Annotated in this window: 14 protein-coding genes; 7 read left to right on the forward strand and 7 right to left on the reverse strand. The window is 40.3% G+C overall.

What is annotated here, in order from left to right; translation table 11 throughout:
* Positions 1-3: 3 nt before the first annotated feature.
* From opp4B to JF53_RS02730, 4 genes are all read left to right on the forward strand, one after another.
* A complete protein-coding gene (gene opp4B, locus JF53_RS02715) occupies positions 4-966 on the forward strand; it encodes an oligopeptide ABC transporter permease (RefSeq protein WP_047980566.1) in 963 nt (320 codons plus the stop codon).
* 26 nt (positions 967-992) lie between these two features.
* Positions 993-1,895, forward strand: a complete 903-nt coding sequence (locus JF53_RS02720; protein ID WP_047980567.1) for an ABC transporter permease — start codon at positions 993-995, stop codon at positions 1,893-1,895.
* Positions 1,896-2,103: 208 nt separating this feature from the next.
* Complete coding sequence (gene opp4A / locus JF53_RS02725; protein WP_047980568.1) at positions 2,104-3,933, forward strand: oligopeptide ABC transporter substrate-binding protein; 1,830 nt, start codon at positions 2,104-2,106, stop codon at positions 3,931-3,933.
* Positions 3,934-4,152: 219 nt separating this feature from the next.
* Positions 4,153-4,881: a 3D domain-containing protein gene (locus tag JF53_RS02730; RefSeq protein WP_047980569.1), complete on the forward strand. Its 729-nt coding sequence runs from the start codon at positions 4,153-4,155 to the stop codon at positions 4,879-4,881.
* A gap of 60 nt (positions 4,882-4,941) precedes the next feature.
* Here the strand turns inward: JF53_RS02730 and JF53_RS17410 are convergent, their stop codons facing one another.
* Entirely contained in the window at positions 4,942-5,079 is a 138-nt protein-coding gene (locus tag JF53_RS17410) for a hypothetical protein (RefSeq protein WP_157052451.1), read from the reverse strand.
* 290 nt (positions 5,080-5,369) lie between these two features.
* Here JF53_RS17410 and JF53_RS02735 point away from each other — a divergent pair, with 290 nt between their 5' ends.
* Both JF53_RS02735 and JF53_RS02740 read left to right on the forward strand, forming a co-directional pair.
* Complete coding sequence (locus JF53_RS02735; RefSeq protein WP_047980570.1) at positions 5,370-6,560, forward strand: glycine C-acetyltransferase; 1,191 nt, start codon at positions 5,370-5,372, stop codon at positions 6,558-6,560.
* A gap of 30 nt (positions 6,561-6,590) precedes the next feature.
* Positions 6,591-7,538 (forward strand): NAD-dependent epimerase/dehydratase family protein, encoded by a 948-nt coding sequence (locus JF53_RS02740; protein WP_047980571.1) that lies wholly within the window; start codon positions 6,591-6,593, stop codon positions 7,536-7,538.
* Between the two features lie 300 nt (positions 7,539-7,838).
* On the opposite strand, the gene JF53_RS02750 is transcribed toward JF53_RS02740, so the two are convergent.
* Positions 7,839-9,461, reverse strand: coding sequence for an ABC-F family ATP-binding cassette domain-containing protein (locus JF53_RS02750; protein WP_047980573.1), 1,623 nt, complete (start codon positions 9,459-9,461; stop codon positions 7,839-7,841).
* A gap of 231 nt (positions 9,462-9,692) precedes the next feature.
* On the opposite strand from JF53_RS02750, the gene JF53_RS02755 reads away from it, so the two are divergent.
* Positions 9,693-10,307: a hypothetical protein gene (locus JF53_RS02755; protein ID WP_047980574.1), complete on the forward strand. Its 615-nt coding sequence runs from the start codon at positions 9,693-9,695 to the stop codon at positions 10,305-10,307.
* 118 nt (positions 10,308-10,425) lie between these two features.
* On the opposite strand, the gene JF53_RS02760 is transcribed toward JF53_RS02755, so the two are convergent.
* The 5 genes from JF53_RS02760 to JF53_RS02780 all read right to left on the reverse strand — a co-directional run bounded on the left by JF53_RS02760 (position 10,426) and on the right by JF53_RS02780 (position 16,084).
* Entirely contained in the window at positions 10,426-11,052 is a 627-nt protein-coding gene (locus JF53_RS02760; protein WP_047980575.1) for a YpmS family protein, read from the reverse strand.
* 36 nt (positions 11,053-11,088) lie between these two features.
* Positions 11,089-11,967: an SGNH/GDSL hydrolase family protein gene (locus JF53_RS02765; protein WP_047980576.1), complete on the reverse strand. Its 879-nt coding sequence runs from the start codon at positions 11,965-11,967 to the stop codon at positions 11,089-11,091.
* A gap of 272 nt (positions 11,968-12,239) precedes the next feature.
* On the reverse strand, positions 12,240-13,244 hold the full coding sequence (locus JF53_RS02770; RefSeq protein WP_047980577.1) for a homoserine dehydrogenase: 1,005 nt from the start codon (positions 13,242-13,244) through the stop codon (positions 12,240-12,242).
* Between the two features lie 26 nt (positions 13,245-13,270).
* Positions 13,271-14,320 carry a homoserine O-acetyltransferase MetX gene (gene metX, locus JF53_RS02775; RefSeq protein ID WP_047980578.1) on the reverse strand — a complete coding sequence of 350 codons (1,050 nt, stop codon included), beginning with the start codon at positions 14,318-14,320 and terminating at the stop codon, positions 13,271-13,273.
* A gap of 36 nt (positions 14,321-14,356) precedes the next feature.
* Complete coding sequence (locus tag JF53_RS02780; RefSeq protein WP_047980579.1) at positions 14,357-16,084, reverse strand: O-acetylhomoserine aminocarboxypropyltransferase/cysteine synthase family protein; 1,728 nt, start codon at positions 16,082-16,084, stop codon at positions 14,357-14,359.
* Positions 16,085-16,143: the final 59 nt, after the last annotated feature.

Raw genomic sequence — 16,143 nt, forward strand, 5'->3', positions numbered from 1 at the left:
AATATGTGGAAATTTTCATTACGTCGTATTTTAATCATGATTCCTCAATTAATTGTGTTAAGTTTACTAGTATTTGTCCTTGCACAATTAATGCCAGGGGATGCATTATCCGGAAAAATGGGACCGGATGTTGATCCAAATCGAATTGAAGAGCTAAGAGAAGCATATGGTTTAAATGACCCATGGCATGAGCAATATGCTCGTTGGGTTGGCGGGTTTGTAAAAGGTGATTTAGGCGAGTCATTCCGTTTTAAAATGCCGACCTCAGATTTAATTGGGCAACGAATTGTGAACTCATTTTGGTTATCTGTAGTTACGTTAATTTTAACCTACCTCATCGCTATACCACTCGGAATAACAAGTGGTCGTTATAACGATACATTCCGAGACCAAATGATTACCGGCTATAGTTATGTTGGTTTTGCAACACCATTATTTATTTTTGCGCTCGTTATGCTTTGGTTGTTTGGCTTCAATTTAGGGTGGTTCCCAACAAGTGGAAGTGTCGAGCCTGGTGTTGACAAGGGAACCTTTGAATATGTGATGAGCCGGTTATATCATCTACTATTACCTGCCATTTCAATGGCACTAATAACGACGACAAGCACGATTCAATATTTACGTAATGAAATTGTCGATACGAAACAACGTGATTTTATCGTCACAGCTCGAGCAAAGGGTGCACCGGAATCTAGAGTGTACAATCGACATATTCTAAGAAACTCATTACTTCCTATTGCGGCATTCTTTGGATTTGAAATTACAGGCTTAATCGGAGGATCTATCTTTATTGAAAATATATTCGGTTATCCAGGTATGGGGCAATTACTCGTAGAGTCGATATCACAACGCGACTATAGTGTTGTGACAGCGTCAATCCTACTGTTTGGGGCTGCATCGATCCTTGGGGCGCTAATCTCCGATATTATTTTAAGTCTTGTCGATCCAAGAATTCGGATTAAATAAAATAGGAAAAGGGTGAGGTGATAAAAGTGGAAACAAATACGGTAACTATTGAAGGAAATAGTGTTATTAAGAGTCCATCTGGTTTTAGTATTATTTGGCGTGAACTTGTCCGAGATAAGTTGGCACTCCTATCATTAATATTTTTAATTGCGATTACCGCATTCGTATATGGCACATCTATTGTGCTGGATAAGGATGAAATTGTAAGAGTAGATTTATTCTCAATCCACGAGCCGCCGTCAAATGAGTTTATCCTCGGTACGGATTATGGAGGACGTGATATCTTTGGTCAGTTAATAATTGGAACACGGAATTCTTTATCAATTGCGATTGTAGTAACTGTCGCAACAGGTCTCATCGGAATTATGTTCGGATTATTGTCCGGCTACTATGGTGGTCATATTGATAATATCATGATGCGAGTTTTAGATTTCTTCATGATCCTACCATTTACGATGATTGTTATTGCGTTTGTTGCCATTGTGCCGAAGTATAGCGTGCTCACGTTCTCGGCAATTATGACCGCCTTTTTATGGATGGGTATTGCCCGGCTAATCAGGTCAAAGGCACTCCAAGAAAAAGAACTCGATTATATTCAAGCTTCCAAAACGCTTGGATCATCAAATCTTAAGATTATTTTTAGACATCTATTACCGAATTGTAGCTCAATCATTATCGTTAACATGACACTGAATCTAGCAGCAAATATTGGATTAGAATCTGGATTATCATTCTTAGGCTTTGGATTTCCAGAAAGCACGCCAAGTCTAGGAACTTTACTAAGCTATGCAACCAATCCACAAACATTAGAACATAGATGGTGGGTTTGGGTACCAGCTTCACTCTTGATTCTCCTGCTTATGTTAAGTGTAAATAACGTTGGTCAAGCGCTAAAGCGTGCAACAGATGCACGACAAAGAAGAGGATAATCATGGTTAAAAGTCTCGTTTCTTTCTAACTAAGAACGAATCAACCACATCAAGACATTCATTTTAAGGAGGTGAGGCTGGTCAAGAACGATATCTGAATTTGTTACCTACATGGATACAAGGTATCTGTGTTGCGTATAAATGTCGATTCAAATTTTTATTTAATCGACAAAACCAATTGGTTCAATAAAAAGGGAGGGTATTAAACATGGGAAAGACAAGTTTATCAAAATGGTTATTCGCACTAATGCTAGCACTATTACTAGTACTTGCTGCTTGTAACCAAGATAGCGGAAGCGACGAGACAGAGGACCCAGATACAGAAGAACCTGCTGGCGATAGTGAAGAAGAAGCAGAAGATGACGGGTTATACTCTATCGATGACTTCAGCATGACAAAAGAAAACCAAGGTGAAGCTATTGAAGGTGGAGAGCTTACGTATGGTGTAGTAGCAGACACAGCGTTTGCTGGTACATTAAACTTCAACTTCTATGAAGATGCTTATGACTATGAATTCATCGCTTGGTTTGATGAGCCATTATTTGATTCTGATGCAAACTTCAACTACACCAATGATGGTGCAGCTACGTATGAAGTATCAGAAGACGGTTTAACATTTACGTTAACCATTAAAGATGGTGTTAACTGGCATGACGGTGAGCCTGTAACTGCTGAAGACTGGGCTTATGCGTATGAAGTAATTGGTCACGCAGATTACAAAGGTATTCGTTATGGTGCAGATTTTGAAAATGTTGTTGGTATGAAAGAATACCATGCTGGCGAAGCAGATACAATTTCTGGTATTGAAATTGTTGATGAGAAAACATTAAAAATCACGCATCTATCAACTGGTCCATCCATGATTTCTGGTGGTATCTGGCCTTATGCATTACCGAAACATATCTTTGAGGGCATTTCTGTAGCTGATATGCCTGCATCTGAATATGTTCGTGAAACTCCAATTGGTTTCGGACCATATAAAGTGGAAAGCATCGTTCCTGGTGAGTCTGTAACATATGTGAAGAACGAAGACTACTGGCGCGGTGAGCCTGCTTTAGATAAAGTAACTGCTAAAATTGTTAGCTCAAGTACAGTAATTAATGCACTTGAAACTGGTGAAGTTGATTTAGTTGATAGCTTCCCGACTGACCAATATCCAGATGTAGCTGATATGGCTAACGTTGAATGGTTAGGTTCTGTTGATGCTGCTTATACGTACATTGGATTTAAATTAGGTAAATGGGATGCAGAACTTGGTGAAAACGTAATGGATCCAGATGCTAAAATGGCAGATGTAAACTTACGTAGAGCTATGTGGTATGCAATAGATAACAACGCTGTTGGAGATAACTTCTACAACGGATTACGTTGGAATGCTACTACATTATTAATTCCATTCTTCCAAGAGTATCATGATGCATCAATTGAAACACCAACTTATAATCCAGAAGAAGCTAAGAAAATTCTTGATGAAGCTGGATATGAAGATGTAGATGGTGATGGTTTCCGTGAAACGCCAGAAGGTGAAGAGTTAGTAATTAACTTCGCATCTATGGAAGGTGGAGAAACTGCTGAGCCATTAGCAAACTACTACATCCAATGTTGGGCTGAAGTTGGTCTAAAAGTTGAACTTGTAGACGGTCGTCTATTAGAATTTAACTCATTCTATGATCGCCTAGAAGCAGATGATCCTGCATATGATATTTATCAAGGTGCATGGGGAACTGGTACTGACGTAAACCCTGAAGGTATTCATGGACGTACGTCTTCAGCTAACTACACTCGTTACACTAGTGAAGAAATGGATCAATTATTCAAAGACGGTAACTCTATTGAAGCGATGGATGTAGAATATCGTAAAGATGTCTACAATAAGTGGCAACAACATATGGTGGACAATATCCCAATGTTCCCAACACTTTACCGTTCTGTATTAATTCCGGTTAACAACCGTGTTCTTAACTACTCAATTGACCCAGCATCTGACCTACGTCGTTACGAAATTGCTGTAAGTCAAGAAGAACCATTTGTTGACTAATTATAATTCGAGAAATTGATGAAGAAGAAGCCGTTAATGGCTTCTTCTTTTTTACTATTTGAAGATTTATCTCCTACTTTTGTCTTATTTCTATTATTTTTGTAATAATTTTTAGTAGTTTCGGGAATCCTTGTAACAGACTTTTAAAAGTCTTGTAACCGCAGAGTCTAGTAACCTATGTTACGATAGGCTTTGTCCGGAAATTAAGGAGGGACTACTATGAAGAAAATTGTAGCAATGCTCGCTACAGGAATTATACTTGCTAGCCCAGCATTAAGTGCATCGGCACAAGAGTATGAAATTGAAAAAGGAGATACCCTATGGGGTATAGCGCGAGAGTTTGAAACGACAGTTGATTCTTTACTTGAAATAAATAATTTAAACTCTGACTTAATCTATCCAAAACAAAAACTAGCAGTCTATAAAAAGTATTTAGTAGAAAAGGGAGATACCCTATTTGGTATCTCAAAACAGAATGATGTAACAGTAGAAGAATTAAAAGAATGGAATGACTTAACATCAGACTTGATCTTAGTTGGGCAAGAGTTGCTAATTAAGGAAGCAAAAGAATATTCAAAAGCAGTAGCAGCTGCGCAAACAACAAAACAAGCTGAAGTCAAAGCAAGTACTACTAGTAAAAAAGAGGACAAGCCTGAAGGGCAAACATTAACGGTTGTCGCAACAGCATATACAGCTGAATGTGATGGATGTTCCGGTGTGACATACACCGGCATTGATTTAAACGCTGATCGCAATGCAAAAGTAATTGCGGTTGATCCATCCGTAATTCCATTAGGATCAAAAGTATATGTAGAAGGCTATGGTACTGCTATAGCAGGTGACATTGGAGGAGCAATCAAAGGAAATCGAATTGACATCCATGTACCAACTACAGAAGAAGCACTTAACTGGGGCGTTAAAGAAGTAGAAGTAACGATTATTGAATAGCAAGTACAAGCAAGATAATGGAAGCATTGATAGCCAATGCTTCCATTTTTTTATGTTTTCTTATGATTGAGTTTGAATCGTTACCCCAGAGTCAGTGGGTTCGATTACCTTTTCTGTTTCATCGGTCGCCTTTGAAACGCCAACTGCAGCAAATCCTATTATAAGCATCAACAATAATGCTACTAATATATTCCTCATCATTTTGCCTCCAAAAAATTCTTTCCACTTGCTAGTATAATAGGATATAAACGAGAAGACAATTAGATTCTTTACAAAATTTAATAGAATTTTCACCAATGCTTTACAAGATTAGAAGACCTTTCCAAGAATGACTATTTGAATTGATAGTAATCGGAAAAAGAAGCAAAAAATAGAAGATCCGTATGAGTAAACATTTAAGGTATATTGTGATAAACTATATATGATTACCTGCTTGGTAACGCTTTCATAACGAAAAAGAGAAAATCACGATTAGGAGGCAACAAAACATGACTAGTAAAGCATTAGATACATTTTTAAATGAAAACCTTGCTGATTTAAAAGCACATGGATTATATAATGAAATTGACCCAGTTCAAGGCGCAAACGGAGCGAAGATAAGTATTAATGGAAAACAGCTTATCAATCTCTCCTCTAATAATTACCTAGGATTAGCAACAGATGAACGTTTAAAACAAGTGGCAAAAGCTGCTGTTGAATCACATGGTGTCGGAGCCGGTGCGGTTCGTACGATTAATGGAACCCTAAACCTACATATCGAATTAGAACAAAAACTAGCGGAATTTAAAGGTACGGAAGCGGTTATTTCCTATCAATCCGGGTTTAACTGTAATATGGCCGCAATCTCTGCGGTAATGGACAAGAACGATGCTATTTTATCAGATGAATTAAACCATGCCTCTATTATTGATGGCTGTCGCTTATCACGAGCAAAAGTTATCCGTTTCGGCCACTCTGATATGGAAGATTTACGCCAGAAGGCAAAAGAAGCTGTGGAATCAGGCTTATATAATAAAGTTATGGTCATCACAGATGGTGTCTTTTCCATGGATGGTGACGTTGCGAAACTACCGGAAATAGTGGAGATTGCTGAGGAGTTTGATTTAATTACCTATGTTGATGATGCTCATGGTTCTGGTGTACTTGGAAAAGGCGCAGGAACGGTAAAACACTTTGGCTTACAGGATAAAGTGGATTTACAAATGGGAACACTTTCTAAAGCAATCGGTGTAATCGGTGGCTATGTGGCGGGTAAAGCAAATCTAATCGATTGGCTAAAGGTTCGCTCGCGTCCCTTCCTATTTTCAACAGCAGTATCACCAGCGGATGCAGCTGCTAGTAAAAAAGCAGTAGAGATTTTAATGGAAAGCACAGAGCTTCATGATAAGCTTTGGGAAAATGGGAACTATTTGAAAGCCGGACTAAAGAAGCTTGGATTTAATATCGGTGATAGTGAAACACCAATTACACCTTGTATCATCGGAGACGAAAAAGCGGCACAGGAATTCAGTACACGTTTAGCTGATGCAGGCGTGTATGCAAAATCAATTGTTTTCCCAACGGTTCCTAAAGGTACTGGACGTGTACGGAATATGCCAACAGCAGCACATACAAAAGAAATGCTAGATGAGGCAATTGCTGCTTATGAAAAAGTTGGTAAGGAAATGGGTTTAATCTAAAGAAAAGCAACGACATTAGAGGAGATCACGATGAAAAAAATACTTGTAACCGGAGCCTTAGGACAAATTGGTTCTGAGCTCATTACCAAGCTAAGAAGTATATATGGGGATTCAAATGTTATTGCTACTGATATCCGGGTAGACAATCAAATAGCAGAGCAGGGACCATTTGAACTGGTGGATGTTACCGATGAACAACGTATTTTTCAGGTAGCAAAGGATTACCAAGTGGATACCGTCATGCACCTTGCAGCATTATTATCGGCAACTGCTGAGAAAATGCCAAAACGAGCATGGGATATTAATATGGGCGGTCTTATGAACACGCTAGAGGTTGCTCGTGAATTGAACCTGCAATTTTTCACGCCTAGTTCCATTGGTGCTTTTGGGCCGTCAACCCCGAAAGATAATACCCCACAGGATACATTACAGCGACCAACAACGATGTATGGAGTGAACAAAGTATCTGGTGAATTGCTCTGTGATTATTATTTTCAACGATTTGGTGTCGATACCCGCGGGGTACGTTTCCCAGGGTTAATTTCGTATGTTACGCCTCCTGGTGGTGGCACAACAGACTATGCAGTGGAAATTTATTATGAAGCCGTAAATAATAAATCCTATACGTCATATATTGCAGAAGGTACCTACATGGACATGATGTTCATGCCGGACGCGCTAGACGCCATTGTACAACTAATGGAAGCAGATCCAGCTAAGCTTATCCATCGAAATGCATTTAATATTTCAGCAATTTCAGCAGAGCCAATGGACTTTGCCCGAGCAATTCAAGCACATATCCCTGAATTTAACCTAACATTTAACGTCGATCCAATTCGCCAAGGGATAGCCGAAAGCTGGCCAAATAGGATTGATTCATCCGTAGCGACAGCTGAGTGGGGCTTTAAAGCCAACTATGATATCGACCGGATGACAAAGGAAATGCTAGAGAAGATTAGTAGTAAAGTGAATCTGTAAACAATAGTGATGCGCCCTCATTTAGATGGGGGCGTTTTTGTGTTGCTAAAATGCGAGGGGAAGTGCCGAAGTTTGCAACGAATCTCGAACCTGGAAGCGGATATCCCGAACTCCACGCGAGGAATCCCGAACCAAGCCACGCATATCCCGAACATCGCACGAGCAATCCCGAACCCCAGACTGAATCCCGAACCCAGCGGAAACCACCCCCCAAGCAAGCACTACCCCAAAGCACGCTCCCACCAACCAACACCGCTCTCCCCCAAGAAAAAAAAGCCCGCTAACCAGCGGGCTTCCCAATTACTCAGCATACATTTCTTTAATTTTCTTCTGTAGTTCTTTATCTTGCACGTATTCGTCATAGCTCATTTCTTTATCGATAATACCTTTAGGGGTGATTTCGATTAGGCGATTGGCGATACTTTCGATAAACTGATGGTCATGTGATGTGAATAGAATCGAGCCTTTAAACTTAATTAAACCGTTGTTTAATGCTTGGATAGATTCTAAATCAAGATGGTTAGTTGGTTCATCTAGTACTAACACATTGGCATTACTTAGCATCATTTTCGAAAGCATACAGCGAACCTTTTCTCCACCGGAAAGGACATTTGCTTTCTTCAATGCCTCTTCACCGGAGAATAGCATTCTTCCTAAGAAACCACGTAGGAAGGTTTCGGTTTGATCCTCTGGTGAAAACTGACGTAGCCAATCAACAAGGGTTAGCTCACCATTTTCAAAGTACTTGCTGTTATCCTTCGGGAAGTAGGATTGTGAAGTGGTTACACCCCAGCGATACGTACCAGCATCTGGTTCCATTTCTCCCATAAGAATTTTGAAAAGGGTTGTCTTAGCAATATCGTTTTTACCAACGAAGGCAATTTTATCGTCTTTATTTACGATAAAGCTCACATTATCTAACACCTTTTCGCCACCGATTGTCTTCGTGAGTCCTTCTACACGTAATAAATCATTTCCGATTTCACGCTCAGGTGTGAACCCGATATACGGGTATTTACGAGAGGATGGCTTGATATCATCTAATGTGATATTATCCAATAATTTTTTACGAGAGGTTGCTTGCTTCGATTTCGATGCATTTGCGCTAAATCGGGCAATGAACGCCTGTAATTCTTTAATTTTTTCTTCTTTTTTCTTATTCGCATCTTGAGCCATTCGTGATGCTAACTGGCTAGATTCATACCAGAAATCGTAGTTTCCGATATAAATTTGAATTTTTCCGTAGTCAACATCGGCAATGTGCGTACATACTTTATTTAAAAAGTGACGGTCATGGGATACGACTATAACTGTATTTTCAAAGTTGATTAGGAATTCCTCTAACCATTGAATTGCCTGGATATCCAATCCGTTTGTAGGCTCATCCAGTAGTAAAATATCAGGATTACCAAATAAGGCTTGGGCTAGCAATACCTTTACCTTTTGGTCAGCGGTTAATTCGGACATAAGCTTTGAATGAAGGGATTCCTCAATACCGAGTCCTTTTAAAAGAATCGCTGCATCGGATTCTGCTTCCCATCCATTCATCTCTGCAAATTCGCCTTCAAGCTCTGCAGCACGCATGCCGTCTTCTTCGGTGAATTCTGCCTTCATATAAATTTGATCTTTTTCCTGTTTTACAGCATAAAGTTTTTCATGTCCCATTAATACGGTTTCGATGACAGGATATTCTTCATACGCAAAATGGTTCTGCTTTAGCACCGTCAATCGTTCACCAGGTGACATGGAAACATTTCCTGTTTGTGGATCAATTTCACCAGAAAGGATTTTTAAGAAAGTAGATTTTCCAGCACCATTGGCACCAATCACGCCATAGCAATTGCCAGGAGTAAACTTCAAATTAACATCTTCAAATAATTTTTTATCGCCATATCGTAAACTTACATTCGTTACTGTAATCATGTAATGGTTTTCCTCCAAATAAAGTACTTCAAGGTTAGCTTACGGGATTTAACGACTTTCGTCAATGCAAAACCTTGATTTTAAGGGTATCTTGGACAATTTTATACATACAATTGAAAAATTGTCTTGTGTATTTCTTGTTTTTTGGGTAAAGTTTTGGTATATCAGTTTTTTTAAAAGAAGGTAGAATGACAAACCTCAGTTGTATAGGACCTGAGTGGAGGGGAAAACATGAGAGAAAGGACAATCTACTTTATCTTTACGGATACAGGGACATACCTTTCAAGACTAATAAACTTCTGTACGAATAATACGTTAAATCATGTATCGATTTGTTTTGATCATGAGTTAAAAGAAGTTTATAGCTTTGGTAGAATTAATCCGAAAAACCCGTTTAGCGGCGGCTTTGTACGTGAAGATATTAGAGGTGACTTCTTAAAGAACTCCAAGTGTGCCGTTTATACCATGAACATTACAGAAGAAGACTACGTTAGTATTCGTCACCATATAAAAGAGATTGAAAAAAGAGCTTCCGATTATAAATATAATTTCGTAGGATTAATTGGGATTCTATTAAAAATAGAAATACAACGTAGTAATGCGTTGTTTTGTTCACAATTTGTGGCAACTGTATTACAAGATACCGAGACATTTAAACTAGCGAAACCTACTAACTTTGTCACACCGGCAGATATCCGTGAGCAATCAGAGCTGCAATTAATCTATCAAGGTAGATTAGGAGACTATCCAAAGCATCGACTGGCAGAGGACGATCTGTTTGAGCTTCCAAAGCAATCGATTTTCAATAGCTTGTCCCAAAAGCTAAAGGAATTTGTTGTCCGGTAAAATGGCTAGCGCGATTCTTACGCTTCAATCAACACATCACCTGGAGTAGACGTATAACAATCTAAATCATTCAACAAAAGCTTGTGGCATTTCAGCCGCAAGCTTTTTCTGTTGGTCGCTAATGTACAATCGTCTCGATACCTAGTGTTTCATAGGGTATTTCGATCTTAAATGCTAGATTATTGGCAGCTAAGTCAATGCGTTCCACACTAACCTGAAAATTACTCTTAATGTCCATATCTGTAACGGCCACATAGATTTCCTCGTCTGCTGGATTAATCGTAATCCAGTCAGGCATCGATAAATATTTCTCCATGTATTCCATGATCTTTTGATTTGGTAGAGACAATAAGCCTAGGGTAATAGACTTTTGCTCGAGCACGACATCACCATTTTCCTGTACAAATGGCTCCAAATGAATGGAAACTGGAACCGTCGTAGAAAACACTGGTAACTCTCCAATCAAATGAACATCATCCTCTAAGGAGACGTGAAATTTATGCTTCGAATCCTTTAGAATTTCATTCATATAGGAATTGATGAGCTCGTTCAGATTGCTTTTTGTCGTTCGGATAATGAACTCAGAGCTTTCTTGTGTAGGCACTTGATTGCCACCAGAAATCTCAGGCTGTTTAACAGGCCAAAAGATAAGTAAGCATAGCAACAAAACAATAGCAATATTGATAATGAGCAAGGTGATAAAGGACCTTTTCCATTTTATATAATTCGTTTGATCTTGTTTCATCCTGCTCACCCTCTAAATCCTCTTAATTAATGGTAATTACTCGTCCACAACCAAATAGTTTAGTATTCTTTCTGCAATTCGCTGGTACCCCTCATCATTTGGATGAAAATGATCCTCGGCAAATAAGTTCGTCGAATTACTAATAAATAAATCCTTAGTGGGAACAAATGTCGCCCGGTAATCTTCTGCAACTTGTCTTCCTGTCTCGTTCCACTCATCCACAATCATATCGAGTTCTTTAATATGCTCGAAATAATTTTCAAATGGGTTATAGAATCCAATTAAGTAGATGGATGCATCCGGATTGATTGCTGCTAACTCTGCAAAAATATCACGTAAACGTGTTTCGTAATTGTTACGCTCACTTGCGAAGATTTCATAGGTGATATTCATAAAATTCTCTTTGACAACCTGCATAATATCATTGGCGCCAATTGTAATCAGGACAATATCTGCTTGCTGAATGGAGTCGTGAATTTCGGTTTGTTTCAAACGTTTGATTAAATGATCGGTACGGTTTCCGCGTTTTCCATAGTTTTCAAACGTCACAACCTCACTATTTTGGTTCAATTGCCGATCGAGAATCCCGACATAGCCACCTTGCTCTGAACTATCCCCTACACCTTGTGTCAATGAGTCCCCAATAGCAACTACATTTGTCTTTTTACCAGAGAAGTAATTGATCGTACGTTGTATTGCTTCAGCAAATTCATCCTTTAATTCAGATGCAGGCGGTTCGCTTATTTCTCCCTCTGGCAGCTCGATTGGTTCATTAGGTTCCTGTCGTTGATCGTTGATGGGGGTCTCTTCACTTGTTGGTGTTGGATTAGCTTGATGGTTAGTAGACAGAAAGATTGCGAAGCCTAGAGCCAATAACGTCAATATTATCGTAATCATTGTTGTCTTTTTTCTCATATGAACACACCTATGCTAATTCTTTTTTAAAAGAAAGGGCAGTTGAGGACTACATCATTTTACAATACTGTATGAAAAAATTCCCCATAAATCTACTGAATAAGTCAATGTTAGTAAGGTTTTCGTAAACCACTTTATTATATATACCCAACTTTAGCAGATTTTAAAAGTGTAGGGTTTTATGTAGAAAAAGAAAAACGCCTCGAGGGGCGTTTAAGTAGCTTATTGTAAAATGCATGGGGAGGCATTAACATCATGCATTTGTCCTTTTCTTATCGAGAAGTGGTTGAGACGAGATAGGGACGCTTCGTTGCTTCACCATGCCGTAGGATAATTGCTAAGTCTTCTAGCATGGCACTCGCAGTTGGATGTGCACCTGCACCTAGTCCAGATAGCGTTAAGGTACCAACGATATCACCTTCTAAAAAAATACCATTATAGGCGCCATCAATGGTGTAAAGTGGATGGTCAGCTGTCAGTACCTCTGGAGCGACCTTTGCTTGTGGTGCGCCGTTAATCATCTCTACTGTTGCCAGTAGCTTTATCCGCTCCTGCTTGGCTTGGTGTCGCACGACTTGATTTAATGTTACAGAGCTTATACCAGTACGTTCGACCTGACTCCATTCTGGTTGGGTATTAAACATGACTTGACTCAGAATCATTAATTTATAAAATGCGTCATGGCCATCTATATCATTGGAGGGATCGGCCTCGGCATAGCCGAGCTGTTGTGCCTGATGGAGTGCCTGTTCAAAGGTGAGCTGACGAAGACGCATTTCGGTCAACACGTAATTCGAGGTTCCATTTAATATTCCCGTTAGTTTCGTTATACCATTCACTTGGAAAAGCTGATTCAAGGTTTGGATTATGGGAATTCCCCCAGCTGTTGTCGCTTCAAATCCTATCTCGACCTTATTGGCGTTTGCCAAAGCAAGAAGTTGTTTCCCATGGTGGGCAAACATTTCTTTATTCGCGGTTATGACATGCTTTCCTGCTTGGATACTTTGCGATAAATAGGTAAAAGCGGGCTCCTTGCCAACAATCGCCTCCAAGACGATATCTATGGACGGGTTATCAAGAACGGTCTGAAAGTCTGAGGTGATTAATGCGTTCGCTTCAAATGCCTGATGCTTTTCTGGATGCTTGACGACAATGACAGCAATATCGATGGATATGCCGAGTTTTTCTTCTATCCGCTTTCGGTGTACGGTTAGATTTTGATAGACACCTTTTCCGACGGTTCCCAGTCCAAGCAATGCTACTTGGATTTTTTTCATGTCATCACCCCATATTCATAAAAAATTTAGATGGAAGTAAGGAAATCATGCACACCATCTGCCCACTTTTCGAATTCGGTAAGAAAGCCATCATGCCCATAGGTTGTCTCCACATGCTGGTAGGAACAGTTCGGTGTTTGGCTTGCAAATGCTTGGATGCGAGTAGGCTCGTAAATTAAGTCATGTGCATAACTGATTGCGAGTAGGTTGCAGCGGAATTGCTGGCATGCCTTTTGCCATCCGCCGCGATCTCGCCCAATATCATGAGAATTCATCGCCTGTAACAGGTATAGATAGCTGTTTGCATCAAATCGTTGACTTAGCTTATCCCCTTGGTAGTTTAAATAGTTGGAAACCGAATAACCTTCTGAAGTCTTTCCTCTATTAAAACGTTCGGAAAATAGCGCAGCACTTCGATAGGTAACCATCCCGATCATTCGCGCAATCGCAAGCCCAGGAATAGCAATCGTTACATCGTAATGCCCATTTAACCACAAAGGATCATTTGTAATCGCCTGTTTGGCGATATGATTATAAGCAATTCCATAATCAGCAAGGGTAGGGGTGACGGCAAGCAAGACTATCCTTTGCATGAATGCTGGGTATAATAAACCCCATTCTAGTGCTTGCATCCCACCTAAGGAACCACCGATGATGGTGTGAAGCTTATGAATTTGTAATTTCTGCAAGGCAAAGAATTGCGCATGGACCATATCACGTATCGTAATATTAGGAAAGCTTAAGCGATATGGTTGATTTGTTATTGGGCTGATAGAAGATGGTCCAGTGGAACCATTACAGCCACCAAGCACATTAAATGTAATGACTTGGAATTCTGATGTATCAATCGTTTTACGATTCCCAATTAGACCACTCCACCAGCCTGGATTGCTAGGAGTTCCAACGGTTCGATGATTTCCGGTTAAGGCATGGCATACTAAAATAACTGGAGCAGAGCTAGGACCGACTCGCTCATAGGTAAGTGTGACCTGTGGCAGCACCTCACCTGATTCTAAAGGGAGTGGACCGATTGTGACATGATCAACTATCCCGAGCTCCTGCGATGTATTTTCCAATGTACCACTCCCTCGCGTAATGTATGGATATAAGCCTTATCCGATCTGGATAGGCTGCTTGTCAATACCACGAAGCTTCAATAGGTCATTAAGAATAGACCGATTCACAACCGTGGTAACACCTGATTCTTTACCATGTTGTAGGGCTGTGTTAGCGCCGTTAGCCCGCTCAATCCATAGAACATTTACCTGCTTATTCCGAATTGCCTCAAGCGCATCTGTTGACGGGAGTTGATCGTAAATTAGTACAACATCTAGCACAGCTTCGATGGTCGGTAGCTCGCTCGCTATGTCTGTTAGGGCAATGACGTCATAGCCGAAATTTTTTAATCTAGCAATGGTTTGGGTGAAATCTGGATCGGTGTTATTCGTTAAAATGGCAATTGTTTTCTTTCGAAGGGAACCATTGCTTCGATCAAATGGGGATTGTAATACCCAATTCACAACGGATGCCTCCGATGGTACACGTGTGTTCGATGTATTGGTTGCCTTGGCAATTGCCTGACCTAAATCGAAAATGATGTCTTCGATGGACTCTATCCCAACAGATAAGCGAATTAGCTCTTCCGTTACACCGCTTTTTTTCAAATCATCAGCATTTAATTGCTGATGAGTCGTGGAAGCGGGATGGATGATTAATGATTTTGCGTCACCGACATTGGCAACATGTGACCATAGCTGAACAGAATCAATTACCTTCCGTCCTGTCTCACGCCCGCCGGTAATACCGAATGTAATGATAGAACCATAACTGCCCTTTAAGTATTTTTTCGCAAGCTCGTGTGATGGGTGATTTGGTAAACCTGGGTAATTGACCCATTCTACCGCAGGGTGGTTGTTTAGATAGTTAGCTAGTAAATTAGCATTTTCGTTATGGCGTTCGATACGTAAATGTAACGTCTCTAGTCCTTGCAGGAATAAAAAGGCATTTTGTGGACTTAAGGATGCACCGATATCACGTAACAATTGGACACGGAGCTTTGTCGCATACGCCGCTGGGCCAACATCTACATAGCGAAGTCCGTGATAGCTTTCATCGGGTTCAGTGAATTCAGGGAATCGTTCATGATTCCAGTTGAATCGGCCACCATCTACGACAATTCCGCCAATGGAATTACCGTGTCCACCAATCCATTTTGTTGCGGAATGAACAACAATGTCTGCTCCCCATGTTAACGGTTTGGATAGGTATGGTGTACCAAATGTGTTATCGATGATGAGTGGAACATGTTTTTGATGGCAAATGGTGGCTACCTGCTCCACGTCAAAAATGTTTAAGCTGGGGTTCGTGATGATTTCGCCAAACACGGCTTTGGTTTTATCTGTAATGGCTTGATTAATTTCCTCGGGCTTGGTGCCATCTACAAACTTCACTTGAATGCCGTATTTCGGTAATGTTTTCGCAAATAAATTGTAGGTGCCCCCGTATAAATTGCTATCCGCGACAATTTCGTCACCTGCACCTGCGATGTTTAGAATGGCTAAGGTGATAGCCGCCGCACCAGAAGCTGTTGCAACGGCGGCAACACCGTCCTCTAGGAGTGCAACACGTTGCTCAAATGCATCTACGGTGGGGTTCATAATGCGGGTATAAATATTTCCGGTTTCTTTTAGCCCAAACAGATTTTGGGCATGCTCGCTGTCTCGGAACACATAGGAAGTAGTTTGGTAGATTGGAACAGCTCGTGATCCTGTCGTAGGATCAGGCACCTGTCCGCCATGAAGTAGGGTTGTTTCGGGTTGATCAACATGAAAATTGGTCATAAAAAACTCCTCCTTTAATCTTATTTTTCTGGAGGAAAGAGGGGAAACAAAAAAACCTC

The organism is Ornithinibacillus contaminans, assembly GCF_001038425.2.
GTDB lineage: Bacteria > Bacillota > Bacilli > Bacillales > Amphibacillaceae > Ornithinibacillus > Ornithinibacillus contaminans.

Coding starts and splice junctions, on each gene's coding strand:
- opp4B (WP_047980566.1), top strand. CDS start 4: ATGTGGAAATTTTCATTACGTCGTATTTTAATCATGATTCCTCAATTA.
- opp4A (WP_047980568.1), top strand. CDS start 2,104: ATGGGAAAGACAAGTTTATCAAAATGGTTATTCGCACTAATGCTAGCA.
- JF53_RS02730 (WP_047980569.1), top strand. CDS start 4,153: ATGAAGAAAATTGTAGCAATGCTCGCTACAGGAATTATACTTGCTAGC.
- JF53_RS17410 (WP_157052451.1), bottom strand. CDS start 5,079: ATGAGGAATATATTAGTAGCATTATTGTTGATGCTTATAATAGGATTT.
- JF53_RS02735 (WP_047980570.1), top strand. CDS start 5,370: ATGACTAGTAAAGCATTAGATACATTTTTAAATGAAAACCTTGCTGAT.
- JF53_RS02740 (WP_047980571.1), top strand. CDS start 6,591: ATGAAAAAAATACTTGTAACCGGAGCCTTAGGACAAATTGGTTCTGAG.
- JF53_RS02750 (WP_047980573.1), bottom strand. CDS start 9,461: ATGATTACAGTAACGAATGTAAGTTTACGATATGGCGATAAAAAATTA.
- JF53_RS02755 (WP_047980574.1), top strand. CDS start 9,693: ATGAGAGAAAGGACAATCTACTTTATCTTTACGGATACAGGGACATAC.
- JF53_RS02760 (WP_047980575.1), bottom strand. CDS start 11,052: ATGAAACAAGATCAAACGAATTATATAAAATGGAAAAGGTCCTTTATC.
- JF53_RS02765 (WP_047980576.1), bottom strand. CDS start 11,967: ATGAGAAAAAAGACAACAATGATTACGATAATATTGACGTTATTGGCT.
- JF53_RS02770 (WP_047980577.1), bottom strand. CDS start 13,244: ATGAAAAAAATCCAAGTAGCATTGCTTGGACTGGGAACCGTCGGAAAA.
- JF53_RS02780 (WP_047980579.1), bottom strand. CDS start 16,084: ATGACCAATTTTCATGTTGATCAACCCGAAACAACCCTACTTCATGGC.